Raw genomic sequence first — 23,565 nt, 5'->3', positions numbered from 1 at the left:
ATTGTAAGCAATTTAAGTAGCGAGAGTATTATTCGATTACGCGAGGAACCAGATACAGTCCAGCTTCGGTTGCTGGAGCAACTGCTTGATATTCTTCACGATGATTAGTTTCCGTTACCGCATCTTGGCGCAACGGTTGCGCGGTATCAAACGGACTCTTTAGTGGCTCAACACCATCAGTATCGATACTTTTTAAGCTTTCCATCATGTCTAAAATTTTATTTAGACTTTGAGCATATTCGGCAGATTGCGTATCATTCAGCGACAATCGAGCAAGATTGGCGATTTGCGATACGGTTTGTGCATTTAAATCTGAATGCTGAGCATCCGATGTAGACATAACATCACCTAAGTCTGTATGAAAATTTGCAAATAATGTGGCTTATAATAAGCGATTGACTTGTTCAAAGCATCACATTTAGTTAAAGTTGCCAACTTGCGTCCATATAAAGTTTAACTGAGAACGACCCGTGATTCTAAAACGACTAATTGGCTTGTTTTCGCCAGATCTAGCCATTGATTTAGGTACAGCAAATACACTTATTTATGCACCAGGCCGAGGCATTATATTAAATGAACCGACTGTTGTGGCCATTCGTCACAGTGGCTCACAGAAAATTGTTGCTGCTGTAGGTCTTGATGCTAAACAAATGTTAGGTCGTACACCAGCCAATATTTCCGCGATTCGTCCAATGAAAGACGGTGTGATTGCCGACTTTGAAGTGACCGAGACCATGCTGAACCAGTTTATTGGTAAAGTCCACGAAAAGCGTTTATTTCCACCTGCACCGCGTGTTGTGGTGTGTGTACCGTGTAAATCGACACTGGTCGAGCGCCGTGCCATCCGTGAAGCGGTATTTAATGCAGGTGCGCGTGATGTTCGTTTGATTGAAGAGCCAATGGCTGCTGCCATCGGTGCGGGTATGCCCGTCGAGCAAGCCTGTGGTTCGATGGTGGTCGATGTTGGTGGTGGAACCACTGAAATTGCGATTATTTCATTGCAGGGTTGTGTCTATGCCGATTCGTTACGTATTGGCGGCGATGTATTTGATGAGCAAATTATTCATTATGTACGTAAAGCGCATGGCTGTGTAATTGGTGAAACCACCGCTGAAATTATCAAGAAAGAAGTGGGTATGGCCATTGCCGACGACACTAAACTTGAAATTGAAGTGCGTGGTCGTAATTTGGCAGAAGGTGTGCCACGTTCAATTACCGTAACGTCTGATGAAGTGATGCAAGCCATTGCAGATCCATTACAAAGTATTGTCAGCGCGGTTAAATCTGCACTTGAACAAACACCGCCAGAATTGTCTTCAGATATCGCAGAGCGCGGTATTGTGCTGACTGGTGGTGGTGCGTTGCTACGTAATCTTGACAAATTACTCGCGCAAGAAACCGGCTTACCTGTGGTGGTTGCAGAAGATCCACTCACTTGCGTAACCCGTGGTGGTGGCAAAGTGCTTGAATTTTTTGACAATCCAAACCATGACATGCTTTTTGTAGGCTAATCCAATAGGAACGAGGCGGTGCAACCGAATCTTTTTTCAAGACAACCGCCATCTTTTCGCTCCTTTATTATTGCAGTGATTACAAGTGTGGTGGTGCTGTTTTTTAACTGGCGCATGCCACATGTCATTCAGCCTGCAAGGGATGTCTTGAATGCAGCGTATAATCCAATTTATGCGCTGGCAAGCTATCCGGTATTGTCGCGAGAGTGGCTCAATCAACAAACCAAATCTGAAGCTCAATTACGTCGTGAAAATACTGCGATGCAAGCTGAATTGCTTCAGGCACAGGTTCGTCTGCAAAAACTATCCGAGCTGTCGGCAGAAAATACCCGTTTACGTGGGTTACTCGATACGCCGTTGATTATCGATGGTCGTATGGAAATTGCGGAAGTGATCGGTACAGATGCAGATCCACTTCGTCATATCATTATTATTAACCGTGGTGCAAATAGTCATCTAAAAGTCGGACAAACCGTACTCGATGACAAAGGTATCATGGGACAAATTATTAATGTCTATCCACATAGTTCCCGTGTCATGCTGCTATCAGACAAAGAACATTCCTTATCGGTTCGGCTTGAGCGCACAGGCATGCGTGCAATTGTCACTGGTACTGGCGATTTGGGGCGTCTGAAAATGGAATATGTGGCAACAAGTGCCAATATTCAAGTAGGCGACAAAGTTTACAGTTCTGGTTTGGGTGAGCATTTCCCTGCGGGATATTTGGTTGGAACTGTATCTCAAGTTCGTCGTCACAATTCGGGCGAGTTTGCCGAAATCGATGTAACGCCTGCGGCTCAATTGGCCAGCGGTCATCATGTCGTGGTACTGTTTTCGGAATCTTTGGCGATGGAGCAACCGTATGCCGATCGCTAAACTCAGTGTAAAAAAATCTAAAGATCCATTATTGGTGATCGTCCTATCGATTGTGATTGGCTCGGTGCTAATGGTGTACCCGTTATCGTATGACATTTCAGGATGGCGCCCACTGATCATGCTGATGATCATGCTGTTTTGGGTACTGTGCCAGCCTACATGGTGTGGAGTATGGTTTGCCTTTGCGTTGGGTATTTTTACCGATTTGCTGCTCGATGCACCATTGGGTTTAAACGCGTTAAGCTTTGTACTGATCACCTTTTTTGTGCGCTACTTTACCCGTGAACGCCGGATTTTAACTTTTTGGAATATCTGGACGCTTGCTGGATTGGCGATTTTAGCTCATCTTTTGTTTATCTGGTTTGCACAAACGCTAGGTGATATGCGCTTTTCACTGGCACGACACTGGCAACCGCTTTTGACCAGTATCTTATTTTGGCCTGTTGTGTACTATTGTTTAAAACGATGGCGCATTTAATACTGGCTTCCAGTTCCCCCAGACGACACGAATTACTCAGTCAACTGGGGTTGACCTTTGAGGTGCATGCACCAGATATTGATGAGTCTGTTCTCGATCATGAGCAGGCACATGACTATGTTGAACGTTTAGCCGTCGAAAAAGCCCATACGATTTTACGTCAATTTCCTGAATCAATTGTGATTGCTGCTGACACAAGTGTGAGTGTTGATGGTAAGATCATTGGAAAACCAGAATCAAAACAACATGCATTTGCGATTTGGTCTGAACTCTCAGGACGTCGTCATGAGGTTTTGACCGGACTCTGCGTTGCAACACTACATCAGCACGAGTCGCTTTGTGTGCGCACCGCCGTCGAATTCCAGTCGCTCAGTCTGACTGATATGGAGCGCTACTGGGCTACAGGCGAACCCATCGGTAAAGCAGGCGGATATGCCATACAAGGAATTGCTGCGCAGTTTATTCCGCGTATAGAAGGTAGTTATACCAATGTAGTGGGCTTGCCTTTGCACGAGCTAACACAGTTATTACAACGAGTTAAGGCCTTAAATTAACTCTGAAACAAGAATTTTTATAACGCTTTGAGTTTTTTTATGTCGGAAGAATTACTTATTAATGTCACGCCCATGGAGTGTCGGGTGGCATTAATTCAAAACGGAACAGTAAACGAACTATTTGTTGAACGTACTGTTAAACGGGGCTTGGTGGGCAACATTTACATGGGTAAAGTTGTGCGCGTTTTGCCAGGAATGCAGGCTGCCTTTGTCGATATCGGTTTATCACGGACTGCTTTTTTACATATCAATGATATGGTCTGGCCACGCGCTCAACCTACGCCGAATGTATTTGAGTTGCTACATCCGGGGCAGGTTCTCACGGTTCAAGTGATGAAAGATATGCTGGGAACCAAAGGCGCGCGCCTAAGCACCGATTTATCTATACCTTCGCGATATCTGGTCATGATGCCGTATGGCCATCATATAGGTGTGTCGCAGCGCATCGAAGCAGAAGAAGAGCGCGACCGTTTAAGAGGCATTATTGAGCGCATTCAGGCCGAGCAAAAGTTGCCGGGCAGTGTGATTGTACGCACAGCAGCCGAAGGAGTCGATGAAGAATCGATTGTTCAGGATATGCGTTACTTGGCCAAACTTTGGGAGTTTATTCAGCGTAAACAAAAACAGGCTGTAGTTCCAAGCTTGATTTTTGAAGAGCTGCCGCTTCCACAACGAGTGATTCGTGATCTGGCCAATGAAGACACTGCAAAGGTCTATGTGGACTCTCGGGAGGTTTACACCAAACTCAGCGAATTTATCGATGAATTTGTACCTAATATTAAAAATCGTCTGATTCACTATCCGGGTGAACGTCCGATTTTTGATTTGCACAATGTCGAAGAAGATATTCAAAAAGCCTTACAAACACGTGTTGCGCTTAAGTCTGGCGGTTATCTGATGATCGATCAGACGGAGGCCATGACCACGATTGATGTCAATACTGGCTCATATGTGGGTGGGCGCTCACTTGAAGACACTGTGTTTAAAACCAATATGGAAGCAACGCAAGTGATTGCACGACAGTTACGGTTACGTAACTTAGGTGGAATTATTATCATTGATTTCATTGATATGCAGGAAGCGACGCACCGCGAAGAGGTCATGAACCAGTTTCAAAAGATGCTCGAACGTGATCATGCCAAAACTAAGATCACACAAGTATCTGAGCTCGGTTTGGTTGAAATGACCCGAAAACGTACGCGTGAGTCGTTAGAGCATTTACTTTGTGAATCGTGTCCGACCTGTCAGGGACGGGGGTATGTCAAAACAGCCGAGACGGTTTGTTACGAGATATTTCGAGAAATTTTACGTTACGCGAGAGCTTTTGAATCACAGAGTGGCTTTACTGTTGTCGCACATCCTTTAGTGATTGATCGGCTACTTACGGCAGAAGCGCCAGCCGTCGCGGATCTTGAGCATTTCATCACGCGTGTCATAAAATTCCAAGTTGAAAATTTATACACGCAAGAGCAATACGATATCATTTTGAGTTAAAGATGTAACAAGATTTCGCTTAATCCTTGTTACAACTGAAATTTTACTTTTATTGGCGAATTTTCAATACTAGGGACACAACGTAGCCAAAGACTTTTCTCCCATATTAGTCTTAGCAAATATAAGGGGTCTCTCGCATGAATGTTAGTGAAAGAATATTAACTCAAGGTTTAAAGCATATGATCGACAGCAAAACGGCTGCATCTTGTTATATGGTAGATGATCAAGGTAAAGAAGTTCAGATCACAACCGCAATGATCCGTAATGTGTGCCATCAATTACTTAAACAATGTCGTACCATTAAAAACTAAAGGGCTATTTCAGCCCTTTCGTTTTGTTTGTAATGATCAGAATAACAATAAAGAGATTAGGACGCCGCGGCGTCTTTTTTAACGTCGGTAATAGCGCTTAAATCCGCATCATTGTTTGCAATCACTGCTTCGAAGCGCTGAATTTCATCTTCCAAATGTGTTAAAAGGTTTTGCATACTCGGTAAGGCATTACGGCAAGCGATCAGACCGACTTCAAGTTTGTCTAAATAGCTGGTCATGGTGATATTGAGCGCCTGACCGTCTAATACAATTGAGGCAGGGTACAATGCATCGAGCTTGGCGCCATTCCAGTACAGTGGTTCTCGTGGCCCTGGTACATTGGAGATGACCAGATTAAATGCCTGACGTTTTGGCATAATCCCCGACAAGATATTTAAGCCTGCAGGACCATAAACCACCGCACTATAGTTAAGAATCTGATCACTGGTCATACGCTTAAAACGCTGTTTCGAGTTTTGTACGCTACGACGAATAATTTGCAAACGTTCAAGCGGATCATTTTTATGTGTTGCCAAATTGGCCAGAATCATGGTGATACGGTTACTGGTGTCGGAATCATCATCTCGAACAGAAGCGGGAACCATCGCAATGAGCGGCTTTGAAGGCAGGCTGTTGTGACTAAGTAAATATTCGCGAAGCGCGCCCGAGCAGACCGCCAAAATCACATCATTAATGGTCACGCCTAAAGCTTTGGCAATATCTCGAAAGCGATCCAGTTCAAATGATTGCGCAGCAAAGCGGCGTGATGAACTCACGCGCTGATTTAATATCGAGCTAGGAGCCTGAAAGCTTGAAACATGATCGGGATTACGACCAATATCTTTAAAAAGCGTCTGTGAGAGTTCTTGCACTACGGTTGGTGTGGCCTGTAATTGTGTTTTGAGCCCCGTGATAATTTTTTTGATTTTACTGACTTTAGGTTCTTTTAGGCGTTTGGCACGTTTACCTTCGACACACCAAGGTGGAACAATACTTTTTTCATTCACATCGTGAGACAGAGATTTTTCAATCAGGCGCATACCTGCCACGCCATCCACCATGGCATGATGGATTTTAAAATACATGGCAAAACGATTGCCCTCGATCCCTTCAATAATATTACAGGTCCAAAGAGGTTTGGCACGATCAAGCAGAGTGCTGTGCTCTTGAGAAATATATACTAGAAGTTCACGAATTCGAGCTGGATGAGGCAGCGCAACATGACGAAAGTGATGATCTAAATCGAACTCTTCATCTTCATCCCAAAACAAACCGTTGAGTTTGTTGTTAAATGGAGGAACAGGAATCGACTTTGAAATACGAATATCATTTACCAAATCTTGTATAAATGTGGCTGGTGCATTGTCTGGAATCTGGAATAAAAATAATCCGCCGACATGCATGGGCTGTTGTCTTTTTTCTAATGACAAGAAGATAAAATCAATCGGATGTAATGGGCGCATAGCGTGGATTGCCTCACTGCAATGATAATAATAACCCTGATATGAGCTATGTTTTTAGAATTATAGAACCGTACAACTAGTATATCGTTATTCGCCGACATAAATCTAACAAATTATGTTGAATAGCGAGTTCATAAAAAAACCACTGTAATAACAGTGGTTTTTTTTGAATTATTTATTCACATTACCGGCATGTAAACCACATTCTTTTTTGGTGGCTTCTTCCCACCACCAGCGCCCCTCACGCTCGTGCTGGTTTGGCAACACCGGACGGGTACATGGTTCACAGCCAATCGAGATAAAGCCACGTTCATGCAGCGGATTGTATGGAATTTCCATCATGCGAATATAATTCCATACATCGGCACTCGACCAGTTAGCCAGCGGATTGTATTTGATCAGCTGTTTGCCGGGGCCAGAAAATCCAGCATCCGCTTGAACAACGGGAATTTCGTTCCGTGTACCCGGACTTTGATCTTTTCGTTGACCTGTAATCCAGCCATCGAGTGTGGCCAGTTTCTTGCGAAGCGGTTGAACTTTTCGTATTCCACAGCACTCAGTATGTCCATCTTCAAAGAAGCTAAACAAGCCTTTTTCTTTCACCAACTGCTGTACCGCATCCGATTCTGGAAAACAGATTTCGATCTCGATATTGTAATGCTTACGAACCGTTTCGATAAACTGATAAGTTTCAGGATGCAAACGGCCTGTATCGAGGCTAAAAACGCGAAACGGTTTACGCAAACGAGAGGCCATATCAATCAGCACCACATCTTCGGCGCCCGAAAATGAAATTGCAATTTCACCTTCTTGATTCAGTGCAAGTTCTAAAATTTCAGTTGGATACTTATCTGCATATTCGGTATTGAGTGCATCAACCAAATCGAGAGTAGGGATGGCGGTCATATAGGCTCCTGGCAACAGGCTTGGATGCGTATTATATAGCGCAGCGTTCTTTAAAGTGCCGAATTTAGAATAAATAAATCAACGATCTTGGGGTACACAATCAAATCTTCAACGATGACCCATTTTTGATCAGCTTAATGCTATTATACATCCATTTTTAAAACTGACAGTTGGAGTCTTCCATGGAAATCGTATGTCTTGATCTTGAGGGTGTTTTGGTTCCGGAAATCTGGATTAATTTTGCAAAAAAAACAGGAATCAAAGAGCTTGAAGCCACCACACGCGATATTCCGGATTACGATGTTTTAATGACTCAGCGTCTTAATATTTTAAAGCAACATGGTTTAGGCCTAAATGATATTCAAGCCGTAATTGCAGACATGGGGCCACTACCGGGCGCTAAAGAGTTTGTGGAATGGGTACGTACGCATTTCCAATTGATTATTTTGTCCGATACATTTTACGAGTTTGCACATCCGCTTATGCAGCAACTGGGCTGGCCAACTATTTTCTGCCATAAACTCGAAACAGATGAAAAGGGGATGATCAGTGCCTACAAACTTCGTCAACCAGATCAAAAGCGCGAAGCAGTCAAAGCGTTGCATGGCTTAAACTTCCGTGTCATTGCTGCCGGTGATTCTTATAATGACACGACGATGTTGAGTGAAGCCGATCATGGTTTCTTGTTTGATGCGCCAGAGAATGTAATTGCAGAATTTCCTCAATTTCCAGCGATTCATGGTTATGATGCGCTGAAAGAAGCGATTCGTGCCGTATCACAGCGTGATATTCCGGCGTAAAACTGAACGATAAAAAAGGCGCTAGATGCGCCTTTTTTTATTTGAATCCTACTTAGAACTTGTAGCCAATTTTCATGCCATAGGCAATAGCATGATTATCACTGAACTCTGCTACATAGTCGCTGCTTCCAGCTTGTGCACCCGTCTGTGCTTTGGCATCACCCAGCCAGAAGTATTTTACCCCGCCTGCAATAAAGTAATTCGGTTGTGGGCTATATTGCACACCCAATCCGACATTCCAGTAGCCTTCGGTTGGCCCAAGTGTAGTGACTGGATTTCCAGCACCTGAATCCCAGCCGACAGAAACGTTGCCGGCCCACTGCTCATTAAGCTTACGACCCACACCAACATTAGCAGACCACTGATCATCTGAGTATTCAACCAGATTAAAACCATTTGGGCGACTAATTAGCGGACCAACTGCTTCGGATACTTTGCCGAATTTGTAAGGTTGAATTGAAAAATCCTTCCAGTTGACCCAGCGTACATTGGCAAATGCAACGGTATTGGCCATGATTCCGGTTTGGAAATCAAGATTCACCGATTGAGGTGTAGTAATCGTGGTTTTACCATTGCTATTGATTGCTGCTAGTTGTGAACCAGATACACCCAAACCAGAAAGCACAGTTGTTAAGGCTGGAAAGCTAAGTAATGATAGATTTTCATCAATATTGACATCGTGATCAATTTCAGAGCGATAGGTCAAAGATGTCTTTAAGGCAATATCTGGAATTTGGTAAGCAACACCGGCTAGCCAGCCTACGCCACTGGTTTCTTTAATATTGGCATCGTAGCCATTATACAGACTGTATGCTTGACCTCTGAGTTTTACGTTCCCCTTAACTGTTTGATACACAGGGCCCGCATAGAAATTCCAGTTTTGGTTAGGTTGGAAGCCAAAAACAAAGGCTAAATTTTGTGAGTCAACCTCAACTTGAGTGGCACCACGACCTAAGAATCCACCTGCTGCAGTCAATGCACCAGCAAGCTGTTGAAACTGAGGGCTAGCTAAAACTTGCGCTCTAGCTACTGCGCGTGTTTGATCTGTGATGGGAATGTTTTGTGCTTTTAATGCTGCCTCAGCTCGGCTGGTGACAATATCATCAATTGCTTTGGCTGATAAAACAGAGTCGGTACCCGGATTCGATACGAACACATTATTGCCAGAATATTCTGCTTTGGCTCCGAAGGGTTGATCGTAAAGTAAACCAAATGAAAAATGATCGGCCACTTGTAGTTTGAGCACCGCGCTTGGGAAATAATAATCTTCCGCCATGTCACCAATGTTACGACGTGTGGTGCTGCTTCCTGCTTCTTTACCCGAAACATCTGGATCTAGAATAGAAATGCCTGCTTCAAAATAATTTCCTGGTTGCAAGAATCCCGACATAGACTGACCCGAACGGTCTAGCGCTGCTGCAAAGGCGCCAGTCATTGGTAAGCTTGCAAGTAATACAGCCGTACTTAAGTGTTTTAATTTCATTGTATTTTCCCTTGAACATCAATGTTTTATTATGGTGTTCCTTCATGGAACTGATGTTTAAACTTTTTCCTTTCGATCTAAATGCCGAAAATCAAAAAGTTACTCCGTGGTACAAAAATAACACAATTCACAGGCGTGTAAATGCTGGAAATGAACCAATTAGTATAAATTTTTCGCTTTACGCATTGTTTATGGTTTATATTTGATCAATTTGTGTGCAAGATAGAGCTGAACTATGAAATCATTATGGATTTTCGTAGATTGAATTGTGTAGCTAGTTCAATCCATCAAATCGCAATGAGCTTAATCATTGGACTTTCTCAAGTTTAAGGAGAATCTCATCAAGCTGTTTAATACGCTTGACCTCATCCCATAAACTTTTTGCTTCAGGGTAGGCCTTGGTCATCATGCCCAACCACTGCTTATAGCGGCCAATCATTCCCACTTCGGTTTTGAATTGACCACTCAAAAAGCGTTGTTGCAGCACCACCAAATCTGACCATGTCATGAGTGGCTGGTCTGAGTTTTCTCGAATACATAGGGTAAGGTCAGGCGTTGTCACTGCACCACGGCCCAACATTAAGTCCTCACACTGTGATTGGGCTTGACAGGCTTTGGCATCTTGGTTGTTCCAGATCTCACCATTAGCAATTATTTGAATATCAAGTGCGGCCTGAATTGGCTGAATTTTTTCCCAATAAGCTGGTGGCGTATAGCCATCTGCTTTGGTTCGCGCATGTACCGTCAGCCAGCTCGCGCCTGCGGCTTGTATCGCATAGGCGTTGTCCATCGTGTGGTTTTCATCGAGGTAACCCAGACGCATTTTTGCAGAGACCGGAATATGAGCAGGTACAGCATCGCGCACCGCCTTGACCAGTTCATGTACCACATCGGGTTCATCGAGTAGAACTGATCCACCACGATGTCGGTTTACGGTTTTGGCTGGGCAGCCAAAATTCAGATCGATGGCAGGTGCGCCCAAGGCCACCACTTTTTCAGCATTGGCTGCCAGCATATCCGGATTATTCCCCAGAAACTGCACATGGACTGGCGTACCAGCCGCAGTTTTACCGTTATTTTTAAGCTCTGGGCAATAGCTGTAATACACATGGTCGGGCAATACGCTATCGGTAACACGGATAAACTCGGTTACGCACCAGTCAAAGCGGCCAACATGAGTGAGCACATCACGCATGATCGGATCGGTTAAACCTTCCATTGGTGCAAGAATGAGTTTCAACGTATATACCCTGACTGGTTTGAATAAACCAGAGCGTTATACGCATTTTTACAGGCGATGTCCAGTCATGACATGTGGCTTAAAACAGCAAGCATCAAATACCCAGAATGAGCTCTAAAATCATTTTGCTGCCAATAAATCCGATGGCAAGTAAAATAAAGCCGATCAGGGTAAAGCGAATGGCTTTTTGGCCTCGCCAGCCAAATTTGGCATGACCAATCAAGAGAGCGCCATAGATGATCCATGAAATTATGCTAAACACGGTCTTGTGAGCCAGATGCTGGCCCAAGAAATTTTCAACGGTAAAAAAGCCAAAAGCCAGCGCGACGGTTAAAAGCACAAAACCAGTACGCAGCAAATCGAATAACAAGGATTCCATGGCCTGAAACGGAGGCAATAGATTCACCCAGAAGCGATGTTTTTGCTTCTTTTTGAGTTCGCGATCTTGAAACCAAAGCAAAATTGCATGAATGGTTGCCATCAGCAGTACAGCATAGGCAGATAGAGACAAGATAATATGTAGGTCTAGACCGAGGCTGTGCCTTTCAATGAACTGATCTGGTCGACTAAACGCATAGCCTAAAATAAGACCCGTGGCTGCCACGGGAATTCCGATGAGATTCAGTGCCAAAATAGGCCGAAACGTACTAAAAATCAGACTCATGAGTAGCATGAGACCTGAAGTAAATGAAATAAGGTTAAATACGTCGTAATTGATTCCAAGCGGAGTCAGCATACTGTTATATAAAACAGCTGCATGCAACGCCAAACCTAAACTGACCACACTGCCAATAAGCCAAGAGTTGGGATTATGTTTTGACATCAAGTGCATAAACAGATACCAGAATGAGGTCGTATACGCAATAAGTGCCAAAATGGTATAAACCAACGGGAGACTGATCATGTCAAACCTTTTTCGGGATTTAGAATATTCATCTAGATGAGATATAAATTCGCGGCGAACTACAGTATCCTATAGCATCTTATGCATAAATTTTCTATTTTGAGAAAGATTTTTTTGCAACTGGCCATTTTTAGCGGATTTTGCAATGTTTGATACCTTAACAGAACGACTCACGCAGAGTTTAAGAAATGTTACTGGCTCAGGGCAGCTAACCGAAGACAATATTAAAGATACCTTACGTGAAGTACGTATGGCACTTCTTGAAGCTGATGTTGCGTTACCTGTAACTCGTGAATTTATCGCGAAAGTTAAGGAACAGGCATTGGGTCAGGAAGTGATGACTCAGCTTTCCCCTGGGCAGGCATTCGTCAAAATTGTGCATGACGAACTGACCAAAATGATGGGTGAGGCCAATGAAAGCCTCGATCTTGCGGCAAAACCACCCGTGGTGGTGTTACTTGCCGGTTTGCAAGGTGCGGGTAAAACCACCACGGCTGCAAAGCTTGCACGTTTTTTACAAGAACGCCAAAAGAAAAAAGTCGCGATGGTATCTGCCGACGTATATCGTCCGGCTGCGATCAAGCAGCTACAGACGGTAGCGGGCGAAGTTGGCGCGATCTTTTTTGAATCGAATGCCAATGAGAAGCCGATTGATATTGCCAACCGTGCCATTGAGCAAGCCAAAATTCAGTTTGCCGATGTACTGATTGTCGATACCGCAGGTCGTTTACATGTCGATGAAGACATGATGGGCGAAATTAAAGCATTACATGCCTCGATCAAACCGACAGAAACCTTGTTTGTGGTCGATGCCATGACTGGTCAGGATGCTGCCAATACTGCGAAAGCATTTAACGATGCTTTACCATTGACGGGTGTGATTTTGACCAAAACCGACGGTGATGCACGCGGTGGTGCAGCACTTTCTGTTCGTGCAATTACTGGTAAACCGATTAAGTTCTTGGGTATGGGCGAGAAGCTCGATGCTCTCGAGCCGTTCCATCCTGAACGTATCGCACAGCGTATTCTTGGCATGGGTGATGTTTTGTCACTGGTGGAAGAAGTCGAGCGCAAAATCGACAAAGAAAAAGCCGAAAAAATGGCGAAAAAATTGCAAAAGGGCGGTACTTTCAATTTGGAAGACATGCTAATGCAATTTGAACAGATGAAAAAAATGGGCGGCATGATGGGCTTTCTGGATAAACTTCCAGGCATGAGCAATTCAGGTATCCAGCAGGCGATTGAGCAGGCCAATCCTGAAAAGCAAGTCAAGAAAATGGAAGCCATTATTCAGTCGATGACGCCTAAAGAGCGTAAAAATCCAGATATTATCAATCCAAGCCGTAAAAAACGTATTGCGGCTGGTTGTGGTATGGATGTTTCTGAAATCAATAAATTGCTTAAACAGCACAGTCAGATGGCAAAAATGATGAAAAAATTTGCCAATCCGTCTGGCATGAGCAAAATGATGCGTTCATTCGGCAATCTGCAAAAGCAGTTTGGCGGTGGCGGTGGTGTCGGACCATTGTTTGGCGGAAAAGACGACAAGAAATAAGCTTAAACAGCATAAAAAAGGCGCTACGGCGCCTTTTTTATGCTTTAGGTACAAGCGGGCTGATGCTGTAGATAATGCTGTAAGCCTTTGAGTAAAAGATCAGATTCGATTTGTGGGGAATAATGCTGTAAGAATTTAGCAAATAAAGGCGCATCGCCACCCGTTAAAACCAATTGCTGCGGTGTACGCTGCATAATGGCTTCAATTGTACTGACCAATCCCAGTAAAATCCCGTGATGTACGGCATCTATGGTGTTGTGTCCCGGATCAAGATCATCAAAGGCAGAATCTGGAATTTTAATGCCTTTGGTATTTTGAATCAGCGCATCACGCTGCAAATATAAATTCGGCAGAATATAGCCACCCAAATGCTGGTGGCCTTGAACCAAATCGATCGTCAGAGCGGTACCGCAGCCAATCACACATACATTTCGATCAGGCTGGGCAACCGCCAGAACTTGTAGCCAACGATCGATTCCAAGCTGGGCAGGTTGCTCGTAGCCACATTTGAGTTGTGCGTACTCGGCATGCACTTGAGCCATGACAATTGGAATATTTAATCGGGCGAGAATTTGCTGGATACGGGCATTATTTTCTGCATCGAGTACCGAAGAGACACCGACACGCTGAATTTTCTGATGATTAAAGTGCTGGATAAGGCCGAGCAGTAAATCCGCAGGTGATTGCAAATGCAGCTCGGCAGCATGTTCAATCGTCTCACCGTTTTGAGTGATCCAGTATTTTAATCGGGTGTTGCCGATATCGAGCCATAACTGTTTCATAGCGCCGATCCATCTTCATGCTGAATCAGACGCATACGACCTTGATAAAAATGCTTCAGGCCCTCTTGATCATGCACCATCACCGCACCTTCGCTGTTAATACCTTCAAAACTACCCGTAATGTGACCCTGATGATGCTCAAAACGGATGGCCTGGTGCATAAAGGCAGCATAATGGTTAAATCGCTGGTCGAGGTTATAGCAGCCATGATCAAACCAGTCCTTGGCATTTTGAATAGCAAGGTAGAGCTGCGCAATCAGCTCTGTCCGGTCTGCCTGAAGTAGCCCCAAATCGCTCAGCGAAGTAACTGCCTGATCAGTCGGCAACTGCATGGGTGTGACCAGATTCATGCCTACGCCAACAATCGCCTGATGAGGTGATAACGGCTCGACCAGAATACCTCCCCATTTACCTTGTAGGCTATATAAATCATTCGGCCACTTCACCTGTAATTTAAGCTCGCTTAAAGCTGGCATTTGTAAGATATTTAATGCAATTTCAAGTGCCAGACGGCCATCAAGCGTTGTTTGAGTATTGACCAGTGTGCTTAAATAAATGTTACCTTTGGGTGAAATCCATTCGCGCTGGTGCTGGCCCCGTCCTTGGGTCTGAATCTGGCTGCACACCAATGCAGTTGCAACATTTTTTTGCGCAAGCTCACGCACATCATCGTTGGTCGATGTGGTGCTTTCTTTGAGAAGAAGAATTTCTGGCAGTTGCTGTGCGTCTAAAAGACGTTGTCTGAGTATACGTGTCTCTAAATCCATGTTGAATCTGAGAAAAGTGGAAAATTATTTATGGAGTTAATCATATATCTGGCTATTGGTGCAATCGCTGGATTTGCCGCAGGCTTATTTGGTGTAGGTGGTGGGTTAATTATTATTCCAATTTTATACGTGGTGTTTCATCAGCTTCAGTATGATCCTACCGTGATCATGCACATGGCGGTGGGTACGTCTCTGGCGACCATTATTGTGACCTCGATCAGCTCTGTGATGGCACATCATAAAAAAGGTGCGGTACTCTGGCATGTATTTAAAAATATGGCGCCTGGGCTGGTGATCGGATCATTGGTTGGAGCGGGAATTGCCGATCTATTGTCTGGTCCGCATCTGCAAATGATTATTGGCAGTTTTGCAATTTGGGTAGCATTTAAAATGTTTAAAGGCGCTCATACTGTGGTTGACCAGACACAATCTTTGCCGTCACGCGCCATGCAAATTCTGGCAGGGGGAGGCATCGGTGTGGCTTCCGCTATTTTCGGAATTGGCGGTGGCAGCCTGACCGTACCTTATTTGAATAAAAATGGCGTGGTGATGCAGCAGGCAGTTGCTACTTCGGCTGCCTGTGGCTTACCGATTGCCATTGCGGGGGCACTTGGCTTTATGTGGTTTGGTTATCAACAGCACGTTTCTGTTCCGAATGCAATTGGCTATATTCATCTCTATGCGTTTATGGGCATCAGTATCATGAGCTTTATCACTGCCAAATTGGGGGCTCGTGTGGCACATCAGTTATCGCCTGCCATGTTAAAAAAATGTTTTGCTTGCTTATTGACCACGGTAGGCATTTACTTTATTTATCAAGGCTTATCTTAATTAAACCTGAGCCAGTTGATTGATCTTTTTTAAATGGCGCAGCGCATACAGAAATGCACAGTCATCCTGTAAAAGACGGCAATTGGCTTAAAATGCAATAAAATTGTTAGACAAAGACATAGCAATATTAGATTCAAATCAGTTAAAAACAATAAACACCATGCAGGATTGGCACAAGTGCGTCCAATAAAAAATGAAAAAAGGTGAGCCATGAATCTTGATGACGTAGACAGTCTTTCAGAACACATTGCACGACGGATCGGTGAGCAAATTATTGTAGGGGAATTGGTCGAAGGTGAGCGTATTCAGGAGCTTCGCATTGCTAAAGAGCTTGACGTGAGTCGTGGCTCAGTGCGTGAGGCTTTGTTGCTGCTTGAGCGTACGCATCTGATTGACATCTTTCCGCGTCGCGGTGCGATCGTGTCCGAAATGTCCTCACAGCAAGTCAAAGCTTTATTTGACAGCAGTGTGTTGGTACTGGGGCACATTGTGCAGCGCCTGAGTGAAAGCTGGCGCGGACATGAAGCAGAGCAATTACAACATTTGCTTGTGCAGCTTGAAGAGCAAGTTAAAGCAGGTGACACCGAAAAATTTTACGATGGCATTTTCGACTATTTGGCTGCCCAGCATGATATCGTGGGAAATCCCTATTTAATGAAATTTTATAAAGAGCTGTTGCCCTCGTTGCGCCGTAGTTATTTTTTAACCTTAAATACCTCCCGACGCGAGTTACAGGAGGCTTTTGCGCTGTTTAAGCTGGTGATTGATGCAATTTTAATCCGAAAATCACATCAAGCCACTTTATTTATGGAAGATTTTTGCCGACACTTGCGTAACTTGGTGTTGGACTCCTTGACGCGCATGAAACAGATCGAACTGGCATGGGCGCGCCGTTCACGTCGTTCTTCGACGCGCTAATCGTTTCAAGTATCCACACCAGATGATGAGATATGTGCCTGCATTGAGGCATGTATAAATAATAGACATCATATTTCTGGATTGATTGAGACACTATGCGTTTAAGCAGTTTAAAACTTGCGGGCTTCAAATCTTTTGCTGATAGTGCCACTTTGCACTTTAAAGCCAACCGTACAGCGGTTGTGGGGCCTAATGGTTGCGGTAAATCCAATGTAATCGATGCCATACGCTGGGTGATGGGCGAATCCAATGCCCGTCAATTGCGTGGCGGCAGCATGCAGGATGTGATTTTTACCGGAACGGCAAAACGTAAACCTGTGGGAATGGCCAGTGTCGAATTACGTTTTGAAAACACCTACGGAAAATTAGGCGGCACCTACAATGCCTATTCGGAGCTTGCAGTACGCCGTCAGGTGAATCGCGATGGAAAGTCCGAATACTTTTTAAATGGTACGCGCTGTCGTCGTCGTGATATTACCGATATTTTCTTGGGAACAGGCCTTGGGCCGCGTTCCTATGCTGTCATCGAGCAGGGCATGATCAACCGCCTGATTGATGCCAAACCCGAAGAAATGCGTGTATTTATTGAAGAAGCCGCAGGTGTCTCACGTTATCAGGCACGCCGCCGTGAAACGCTTCAACATCTTGAACATACCGAGCAGAACTTGGCACGGCTGGACGATATTGCACTTGAGTTAAAAAGTCAGCTCAAAACGCTTAAGCGTCAAGCCGAAGCAGCTATTCAATATAAAACGCTTGAACAAGAGATCAAAACGCTCAAAATTGAAATTTTATCCTTTCAATCTGAACAAAGCCTGCACCTACAACAAGAATATACCGTGCAGATGAACGCATTAGGCGAAGAATTTAAACTGATTCGCTCAGAACTCAATACTATCGAACATGATCTTGAATCGACCAGTGCCTTGTTTCAGCGCTTAATTCAACAATCGACACCCCTGCAAACCGAATGGCAATCTGCCGAAAAAAAATCTGCTGAGCTTAAAATGGTGCTGGAACAAAAACAGAGTTTGTTTCAGCAAAATAGCGTAACGCTTGGCCAACTTGAGCAACAAAAAGCGCAAACCAAAGAGCGTATCCAGCTGAGTGATATTCAACTTGAACATTTACATGAACAGATAGAGCAGCAAAATACTGACTGGCATCAAGCTGAAGCCGATACACAACAGGCTGAGCAGCGTTATGCCGATTTACAGACACAGCATGTACAGGTTCAATCGCAATTTGAGCAACTCAAAGCCCAGATTGAAAAGTATCAACAGCAAAAGTCTCAAATGACAGCTCAAATGGAGCAACTGGGAAAATCGATTGATCGTACCCAGCAGCAAAAACAGACCTTACAGCAGCAGCTTGCGCATATCTCATCACAGGTGCAAGATAACGCACAACGTGAATTACAGCATGCACTTGAACAGCAGCAGCATGAGGTTTTTGCGCTTGAGCAAAAACGAGATGAGCTAAATGCTGTACTTACACAGTTGCACGCGCAACAGGCGCAGCAAAAAGCCCAGCTCGATCCGCTTGAAACACAAATCAAGGTGTTGCAAACAGAGCAGAAAAATCTGCAACAACTGGTAACCAAGCAAAGTAGTAAATCTCAGGTAGGTAGCACGCAACTTTTACAAGTATTACAACTCAAAGAAGCGGGGCGTTCATACGCTAGTTTGATCGAGAAACTGTATAACCGCTGGATGGACGCGCATTATTTAGATCAACATCAACCCTTTCAAAGTGAAATTGCCCGTCAGGTTCGTCCGGTAACTATGGCGCCGCAGAGATCATTTGCCAACTTAGTCGCTTTGGCAGACTGGATTGAAGCACCGCAGCTCTCACTTTGGAATGATATCTGGATCATTGCCACATTAGATGCTGCATTAGCTTTGCAATCCTCATTGAGTGTGGGGCAGAGTTTATTGACGCTCGACGGTTATCATGTGGCCAGAGACTGGATGATTGGTCTAGATTATGACCATCAAAGTCAGAGCAGTGGCATGCTCAGTCACCGTATTCGGCTCGAAGAAATAGCCCATGAATTACCGCAATGTATCGCTCAGCGTGAAACGCTGATGAACGCGTGGCAAACGCTTGAGCAGCAATGTGAGATGCAGCAGCAAAATATGCAGCAGATTCAGCGTGAGCTCAAAGATCTACGGCCGCTTGTGCAAAAAACTGAGCTTGAAATTGCACGCCAACATGCTTCCGCACAAGCGTATGTCCTGCAACAACAGCAACTACAGCAACAGCTAACTCAGCTTGAGCAGCAGCTTGAAGAAGATGCCATGCAGCGTGATGATCTGGAGATCGACTTACACGCTCTACAGTTGAAATTAGATGCACATTTGCCGCAATATAAAATTCAGCAACTCGAGTGGGAAACGCTCACCGAGCAAAAAGAGCAGGCATTTGAGCAATTACAGCAGCATCAGCAAACACGTGAGTTATGCAGTCGTCAGTTGGCACAGACCCAGCAGCAAATTGAGCTACTTGAAAAAGATCTATCGTTTTTAAAAACGCAAATGCAGCAGATTGTGGCACAAATGGAGCAAGCGAAAAAATTTGTCGATCCGGTACAACTGGAGCTGCCCGCGTTAGAAACCGAGTTTTCCGAGCAGTTTCAAAAAACTGAAGCCCTGCAAAAGCAGTGGAAAGAGTGGCAACTGGAGTTGAATCATGTTCAGGAAAAACAGCAGACACTGACTGAGCAGCGCCATGATACTGAGCAAAAAGATGAGAAGATCCGTGCTGCGCTGGAACAAAAACGTTTGGCATGGCAGGCCACAAAATCGGATTTGGCGCACTATCAAGAACAGCTTGAGGCGCTCAATGCACAAACATGTACCGGCCTAAAAATTGATCTTGAGTCGCATCAGCAACGGCTCGATAAAACCCTCAAGCAGTTTGAAAAACTCGGTGCAGTCAATTTAGCAGCCTCTCAAGAGTATGAAGAGGTTTCTGCACGTTTCGATGAATTGAATCATCAGATGCAAGATTTGGAAAACACGGTCAATCAGCTCAAAGATGCCATGAAAAGCATTGATTTAGAAACCCGTAAACTGTTTATGACCACATTTGATCGAGTCAATCACGAACTGCAAGATCTGTTTCCAAAGGTATTTAATGGCGGTGAGGCTGCATTAAGTCTTGAAGATGACTGGCAATCGGGTGTAAAACTAATGGCACGACCACCAGGTAAGCGTAACAGTTCGCTGGCGCTGCTTTCCGGCGGTGAAAAAGCATTAACCGCTTTGGCATTGGTATTTGCAATTTTTCGATTAAATCCGGCGCCTTTTTGTGTGCTGGACGAAGTGGATGCACCGCTAGATGACGCCAATGTACAACGCTTTTGTAATTTGGTAAAAGAACTATCTGAGCACGTGCAATTCATTTACATTACACATAATAAACTTGCAATGACAATGGCAACTGATTTACTGGGGGTCACCATGCCAGAACCGGGCACCTCTAAATTAGTTACCGTTAATTTGGAAGAAGCAAAAGAATACGGGTTAGTTACGGAGTCATAGTATGGAAGTCACCACGATTGTGGGTATTGTTGTAGCCGTGATCATCATGATTATTGGGTTAAAACTACTGCTTAAAAGATCAACACCCGCTGAACCTTCTCTCGAAAGTGAATTACACATTGACTCTCAAAGTAATCAGCCGATCATTCCGCGTCATGTGCGAGATCAGCTTCCTGCTCAGGCGCCTGAACAAAACGAGCGTAGAGAGCCTACATTGCAGGCGATTCCAGATGAGCAAGATGATCCAAAATCTGCGTCTGTAGCGACAGAAGCAAATCCAGCAGAACCAGCGTCTGCTGCTCCAGCTGCCACACAGTCCGATGTCGTGGTGCTCCAGCCGCTTAATACAGAATCTACCGCCACGACACCAGTGACTGAATCTGCGGTGAAACCTGAAACTCAGCCAGAGCCTAAGGAGGCTGAACTTAAGCTTAATCCAGATGTTGCAACGGTTGAAATTGCAGAATTTGACGGCGAAAGTAGCCTTCTTGATGTGCATTTATCTCAGCAACAACAGTTTGATGACGAAAGTGCTTTAGCTACAGCGGAACAAATTTTGGCACTGAATGTTTATCCAAATCCGCGCCGTGCGCTTTCGGGCGATAAAACGCTAAAAGTATTGCTGAAATATGGTTTACGTTTTGGTGAACTCTCTTGCTTTCATCGTTATGAAAAAACCGATGAACCAAGCCCGCTCATGTTCTCTGTACTTCGCATGACCGATAACGGTCCGGCAGGTTTTGATCTTGAAGCATTATCGGTCGAGCAAGTACAAGGTTTGGCTTTTTTCTTGGCACTGCCGCATAACAATGCGCTCACTGGCTTTGACATGATGGCAAGTATTGCAGGTCTGGTTGCCCGAGAAATTGACGGTAAAGTGTATGATGAAAACAACAATGAACTGACACCACAGTTGAAAGAACACTGGCGTCACCATGTGATTGACTATCGTTCATCACAGGCATCAGTTTAAGCTAAAAATCTTTTATACTGATAAGCAATACGACAAAATTGAGGGCGGATGTTTCCGCCCTTTTATATGGTGAAATTTTATGATGCAACCTGCTGATATTGTTGCGCAGATGCGGCAGCTGATTCAATTAATCGCAAAACACAATCATGCTTATTACGTGATGGATCAACCCACCATTACCGATAACGAATATGACCAGTTGTTTCATCAGCTTAAAGCACTTGAGGCCGATCATCCTGATCTGGTACAGGCAGATACACCCACCAATCGCGTAGGTGGGCAGGCATTAACAAAATTTCAAACCGTAACGCATACAGTTCCGATGCTGTCGCTGGGGAATGTATTTAATCAAGAAGATTTATTTGCTTTTGCACGCCGGATTGAAGAGCGCTTGCCCAATCAACAGATTCAGTATGATGTCGAGCTAAAGCTGGATGGTCTGGCGATTTCACTGTGGTATGAAGATGGAAAACTGGTGCGTGGGGTCACACGTGGCGATGGTGAAACAGGTGAAGACATTACCCAAAACGTGAAAACCATTCGCAATTTACCGAAACATTTACATCATAGTTCACAGCCTGTTCCGCGCTTCTTAGAAGTGCGTGGTGAGGTTTTGATGCCAAAGCTCGGTTTTGAACGTTTAAATGCGGCCAACGAGGCCAAGGGTGAAAAAACATTTGCAAACCCGCGTAATGCCGCAGCTGGAAGTTTACGACAGCTTGATCCGAGTATTGCAGCATCGCGTCCCTTGGCATTTTATGCCTATGGTATTGCACAGTGTGAGCCTGCACATGGCTTGACCAGTATGCATGAAAGCTTGCAATGGTTAACAGCGCTGGGTTTTGAGATTGCGGAGCGTCAGTTTCTGTGCTCATCGATTCAGGAAGTCCAGCAGCGCTACGAGCAAATACAGCAAGAGCGGCCTCAACTGGCAGTTGAAATTGATGGCATGGTCATTAAAGTCGATGATCTGAAACAGCAGCAGCAACTGGGCTTTTTAAGCCGTGAGCCGCGCTGGGCCACCGCCTATAAGTTTCCTGCAGAAGTTGCCATGACCACAGTCGAAAATATTGACTGGCAGGTTGGGCGTACTGGAACACTGACGCCAGTGGCACGTCTGACGCCTGTTTTGGTGGGTGGCGTGACGGTATCTAACGTGACACTGCATAATATCGGTGAAATTCACCGTTTAGATGTGCGTATTGGCGATCGGGTCAGTGTATATCGTAGTGGAGATGTGATTCCAAAGGTGGAGAAAGTCTGGCCAGAATTTCGCCCTGAAAATGCAGTTGAAGTGCATTTACCAACACAATGCCCGGTATGTTCATCCCCTGTGGTGATGCCTGAAGGTGAAGCACTGGCGCGTTGTTCGGGTGGTTTGTACTGCGCCGCACAGCGTATCGAAGCCATTCGTCATTTTGTATCACGTAAAGCCATGGACATTGAAGGCTTGGGAGACCGTTGGGTGGAGTCATTGCTGCATCTTGATTTACTTAAAGATGTTGCAGACATTTATCATTTACACGAGCACCGTGAAAAATTGCTCACCATTGAAAAAATGGGTGAGAAATCTGTACAAAACTTGATTGATGCGATTGAAGCCAGTAAAAAAACCACATTGGCACGTTTTATCTATGCACTCGGTATTCGAGGTGTGGGCGAAACAACGGCCCGAATGCTGGCCAATACCTTCCAGACACTGGATGCCTTGAAACAGGCCGATGTCGACATGCTGAAAAAAACGCCAGATGTCGGTGATATTACCGCAGAATGGATCTACGATTTCTTTTTGGCAGAGCACAATGTCGAAGTTATTGAACGCCTACTGGCAGCGGGAATTCACTGGGATGCACCGATTGCTCCGACACGTCAGCCACTCAATGGTGAAAGCTGGGTGGTTACGGGGACGTTAAGTACCATGGGGCGTGACGAAGCCACACAGCGCTTGCAGGCATTGGGTGCGCGTGTGAGCGGAAGTGTATCGAGTAAAACCAAATGTGTTGTGGCGGGTGAGAAAGCGGGTAGTAAACTCGACAAAGCAGAAAAACTGCAAGTTCGAGTGATGAATGAAGATGAGTTTTTAGCATTTTTAGCGCAATACAACGCTTAAAGGTATCTCACCGCTTATGGCTCTTGAATCTATATTGGATGATTGATTCGAGCATCATTAAAAC

At 44.7% G+C, this 23,565-nt stretch carries 21 protein-coding genes; 13 read left to right on the top strand and 8 right to left on the bottom strand.

All coding sequences use genetic code 11. The annotated features are described in order from the left end of the window. Nucleotides 1-28: 28 nt before the first annotated feature. Entirely contained in the window at nt 29-340 is a 312-nt protein-coding gene (gene gatC / locus Aso01_RS08745) for an Asp-tRNA(Asn)/Glu-tRNA(Gln) amidotransferase subunit GatC (protein WP_004922268.1), read from the bottom strand. A gap of 130 nt (nt 341-470) precedes the next feature. On the opposite strand from gatC, the gene Aso01_RS08740 reads away from it, so the two are divergent. From Aso01_RS08740 to Aso01_RS15865, 6 genes are all read left to right on the top strand, one after another. Continuing rightward, a complete protein-coding gene (locus tag Aso01_RS08740) occupies nt 471-1,511 on the top strand; it encodes a rod shape-determining protein (RefSeq protein WP_004935270.1) in 1,041 nt (346 codons plus the stop codon). 18 nt (nt 1,512-1,529) lie between these two features. Then, nucleotides 1,530-2,387: a rod shape-determining protein MreC gene (gene mreC, locus Aso01_RS08735; protein ID WP_004935273.1), complete on the top strand. Its 858-nt coding sequence runs from the start codon at nt 1,530-1,532 to the stop codon at nt 2,385-2,387. Next, nucleotides 2,374-2,865: a rod shape-determining protein MreD gene (mreD, locus tag Aso01_RS08730; RefSeq protein ID WP_004935277.1), complete on the top strand. Its 492-nt coding sequence runs from the start codon at nt 2,374-2,376 to the stop codon at nt 2,863-2,865. The genes mreC and mreD overlap by 14 nt, the downstream gene beginning before the upstream one ends. Next, entirely contained in the window at nt 2,853-3,419 is a 567-nt protein-coding gene (locus tag Aso01_RS08725; RefSeq protein WP_004935278.1) for a Maf family nucleotide pyrophosphatase, read from the top strand. Before mreD ends, Aso01_RS08725 begins: the two co-directional genes overlap by 13 nt. A gap of 39 nt (nt 3,420-3,458) precedes the next feature. Then, complete coding sequence (rng, locus tag Aso01_RS08720) at nt 3,459-4,913, top strand: ribonuclease G (RefSeq protein WP_004935282.1); 1,455 nt, start codon at nt 3,459-3,461, stop codon at nt 4,911-4,913. 137 nt (nt 4,914-5,050) lie between these two features. Beyond that, nucleotides 5,051-5,224 (top strand): PA1571 family protein, encoded by a 174-nt coding sequence (locus tag Aso01_RS15865; RefSeq protein ID WP_004935285.1) that lies wholly within the window; start codon nt 5,051-5,053, stop codon nt 5,222-5,224. Between the two features lie 56 nt (nt 5,225-5,280). On the opposite strand, the gene Aso01_RS08715 is transcribed toward Aso01_RS15865, so the two are convergent. Next, nucleotides 5,281-6,687 carry a WS/DGAT/MGAT family O-acyltransferase gene (locus Aso01_RS08715; RefSeq protein ID WP_004935288.1) on the bottom strand — a complete coding sequence of 469 codons (1,407 nt, stop codon included), beginning with the start codon at nt 6,685-6,687 and terminating at the stop codon, nt 5,281-5,283. Nucleotides 6,688-6,858: 171 nt separating this feature from the next. Then, the gene (locus tag Aso01_RS08710) at nt 6,859-7,593 is read right to left on the bottom strand and encodes a phosphoadenylyl-sulfate reductase (protein ID WP_004935291.1); all 735 of its coding nucleotides are present in this window, start codon (nt 7,591-7,593) and stop codon (nt 6,859-6,861) included. A 182-nt stretch (nt 7,594-7,775) separates the two neighbouring features. On the opposite strand from Aso01_RS08710, the gene thrH reads away from it, so the two are divergent. Further along, a complete protein-coding gene (gene thrH, locus Aso01_RS08705) occupies nt 7,776-8,393 on the top strand; it encodes a bifunctional phosphoserine phosphatase/homoserine phosphotransferase ThrH (RefSeq protein ID WP_004935295.1) in 618 nt (205 codons plus the stop codon). A gap of 52 nt (nt 8,394-8,445) precedes the next feature. Here the strand turns inward: thrH and Aso01_RS08700 are convergent, their stop codons facing one another. The 3 genes from Aso01_RS08700 to Aso01_RS08690 form a co-directional block, all read right to left on the bottom strand. Next, nucleotides 8,446-9,876 carry an outer membrane protein transport protein gene (locus Aso01_RS08700; RefSeq protein WP_004935298.1) on the bottom strand — a complete coding sequence of 477 codons (1,431 nt, stop codon included), beginning with the start codon at nt 9,874-9,876 and terminating at the stop codon, nt 8,446-8,448. Between the two features lie 307 nt (nt 9,877-10,183). Next, nucleotides 10,184-11,116, bottom strand: coding sequence for a tRNA dihydrouridine synthase (locus tag Aso01_RS08695; RefSeq protein ID WP_039909844.1), 933 nt, complete (start codon nt 11,114-11,116; stop codon nt 10,184-10,186). Nucleotides 11,117-11,210: 94 nt separating this feature from the next. Next, nucleotides 11,211-12,020, bottom strand: a complete 810-nt coding sequence (locus Aso01_RS08690; protein ID WP_004935303.1) for a cytochrome C assembly family protein — start codon at nt 12,018-12,020, stop codon at nt 11,211-11,213. 145 nt (nt 12,021-12,165) lie between these two features. On the opposite strand from Aso01_RS08690, the gene ffh reads away from it, so the two are divergent. Continuing rightward, complete coding sequence (gene ffh / locus Aso01_RS08685) at nt 12,166-13,575, top strand: signal recognition particle protein (RefSeq protein ID WP_004935305.1); 1,410 nt, start codon at nt 12,166-12,168, stop codon at nt 13,573-13,575. A gap of 44 nt (nt 13,576-13,619) precedes the next feature. On the opposite strand, the gene Aso01_RS08680 is transcribed toward ffh, so the two are convergent. Next, nucleotides 13,620-14,357, bottom strand: a complete 738-nt coding sequence (locus Aso01_RS08680; RefSeq protein WP_004935308.1) for a pantothenate kinase — start codon at nt 14,355-14,357, stop codon at nt 13,620-13,622. Then, the gene (locus Aso01_RS08675) at nt 14,354-15,124 is read right to left on the bottom strand and encodes a biotin--[acetyl-CoA-carboxylase] ligase (RefSeq protein WP_004935311.1); all 771 of its coding nucleotides are present in this window, start codon (nt 15,122-15,124) and stop codon (nt 14,354-14,356) included. The genes Aso01_RS08680 and Aso01_RS08675 overlap by 4 nt, the downstream gene beginning before the upstream one ends. 30 nt (nt 15,125-15,154) lie before the next feature. Here Aso01_RS08675 and Aso01_RS08670 point away from each other — a divergent pair, with 30 nt between their 5' ends. The 5 genes from Aso01_RS08670 to ligA all read left to right on the top strand — a co-directional run bounded on the left by Aso01_RS08670 (nt 15,155) and on the right by ligA (nt 23,501). Continuing rightward, nucleotides 15,155-15,955: a sulfite exporter TauE/SafE family protein gene (locus Aso01_RS08670; protein WP_004935314.1), complete on the top strand. Its 801-nt coding sequence runs from the start codon at nt 15,155-15,157 to the stop codon at nt 15,953-15,955. A gap of 210 nt (nt 15,956-16,165) precedes the next feature. Beyond that, a complete protein-coding gene (locus Aso01_RS08665; protein WP_004935317.1) occupies nt 16,166-16,873 on the top strand; it encodes a GntR family transcriptional regulator in 708 nt (235 codons plus the stop codon). A 95-nt stretch (nt 16,874-16,968) separates the two neighbouring features. Then, on the top strand, nt 16,969-20,418 hold the full coding sequence (smc, locus tag Aso01_RS08660) for a chromosome segregation protein SMC (RefSeq protein ID WP_004935321.1): 3,450 nt from the start codon (nt 16,969-16,971) through the stop codon (nt 20,416-20,418). Between the two features lies 1 nt (nt 20,419). Beyond that, nucleotides 20,420-21,391 (top strand): cell division protein ZipA C-terminal FtsZ-binding domain-containing protein, encoded by a 972-nt coding sequence (locus Aso01_RS08655; RefSeq protein WP_004935325.1) that lies wholly within the window; start codon nt 20,420-20,422, stop codon nt 21,389-21,391. 79 nt (nt 21,392-21,470) lie between these two features. Next, nucleotides 21,471-23,501 carry an NAD-dependent DNA ligase LigA gene (gene ligA / locus Aso01_RS08650; RefSeq protein ID WP_004935327.1) on the top strand — a complete coding sequence of 677 codons (2,031 nt, stop codon included), beginning with the start codon at nt 21,471-21,473 and terminating at the stop codon, nt 23,499-23,501. Nucleotides 23,502-23,565 lie beyond the last annotated feature (64 nt).

Source organism: Acinetobacter soli (genome assembly GCF_000760595.1).
GTDB classification, from domain to species: domain Bacteria; phylum Pseudomonadota; class Gammaproteobacteria; order Pseudomonadales; family Moraxellaceae; genus Acinetobacter; species Acinetobacter soli.
The sequence above is the reverse complement of the archived record's forward strand: the minus strand, read 5'-3'. Positions and strand labels throughout refer to the sequence as shown.

What these genes read in the sequence shown, in the direction of transcription:
- gatC (WP_004922268.1), bottom strand. Translation starts at nt 340, where the DNA reads ATGTCTACATCGGATGCTCAGCATTCAGATTTAAATGCACAAACCGTA.
- mreD (WP_004935277.1), top strand. Translation starts at nt 2,374, where the DNA reads ATGCCGATCGCTAAACTCAGTGTAAAAAAATCTAAAGATCCATTATTG.
- Aso01_RS08725 (WP_004935278.1), top strand. Translation starts at nt 2,853, where the DNA reads ATGGCGCATTTAATACTGGCTTCCAGTTCCCCCAGACGACACGAATTA.
- rng (WP_004935282.1), top strand. Translation starts at nt 3,459, where the DNA reads ATGTCGGAAGAATTACTTATTAATGTCACGCCCATGGAGTGTCGGGTG.
- Aso01_RS15865 (WP_004935285.1), top strand. Translation starts at nt 5,051, where the DNA reads ATGAATGTTAGTGAAAGAATATTAACTCAAGGTTTAAAGCATATGATC.
- Aso01_RS08715 (WP_004935288.1), bottom strand. Translation starts at nt 6,687, where the DNA reads ATGCGCCCATTACATCCGATTGATTTTATCTTCTTGTCATTAGAAAAA.
- Aso01_RS08710 (WP_004935291.1), bottom strand. Translation starts at nt 7,593, where the DNA reads ATGACCGCCATCCCTACTCTCGATTTGGTTGATGCACTCAATACCGAA.
- thrH (WP_004935295.1), top strand. Translation starts at nt 7,776, where the DNA reads ATGGAAATCGTATGTCTTGATCTTGAGGGTGTTTTGGTTCCGGAAATC.
- Aso01_RS08700 (WP_004935298.1), bottom strand. Translation starts at nt 9,876, where the DNA reads ATGAAATTAAAACACTTAAGTACGGCTGTATTACTTGCAAGCTTACCA.
- Aso01_RS08690 (WP_004935303.1), bottom strand. Translation starts at nt 12,020, where the DNA reads ATGATCAGTCTCCCGTTGGTTTATACCATTTTGGCACTTATTGCGTAT.
- ffh (WP_004935305.1), top strand. Translation starts at nt 12,166, where the DNA reads ATGTTTGATACCTTAACAGAACGACTCACGCAGAGTTTAAGAAATGTT.
- Aso01_RS08680 (WP_004935308.1), bottom strand. Translation starts at nt 14,357, where the DNA reads ATGAAACAGTTATGGCTCGATATCGGCAACACCCGATTAAAATACTGG.
- Aso01_RS08675 (WP_004935311.1), bottom strand. Translation starts at nt 15,124, where the DNA reads ATGGATTTAGAGACACGTATACTCAGACAACGTCTTTTAGACGCACAG.
- Aso01_RS08670 (WP_004935314.1), top strand. Translation starts at nt 15,155, where the DNA reads ATGGAGTTAATCATATATCTGGCTATTGGTGCAATCGCTGGATTTGCC.
- Aso01_RS08665 (WP_004935317.1), top strand. Translation starts at nt 16,166, where the DNA reads ATGAATCTTGATGACGTAGACAGTCTTTCAGAACACATTGCACGACGG.
- smc (WP_004935321.1), top strand. Translation starts at nt 16,969, where the DNA reads ATGCGTTTAAGCAGTTTAAAACTTGCGGGCTTCAAATCTTTTGCTGAT.
- Aso01_RS08655 (WP_004935325.1), top strand. Translation starts at nt 20,420, where the DNA reads ATGGAAGTCACCACGATTGTGGGTATTGTTGTAGCCGTGATCATCATG.
- ligA (WP_004935327.1), top strand. Translation starts at nt 21,471, where the DNA reads ATGATGCAACCTGCTGATATTGTTGCGCAGATGCGGCAGCTGATTCAA.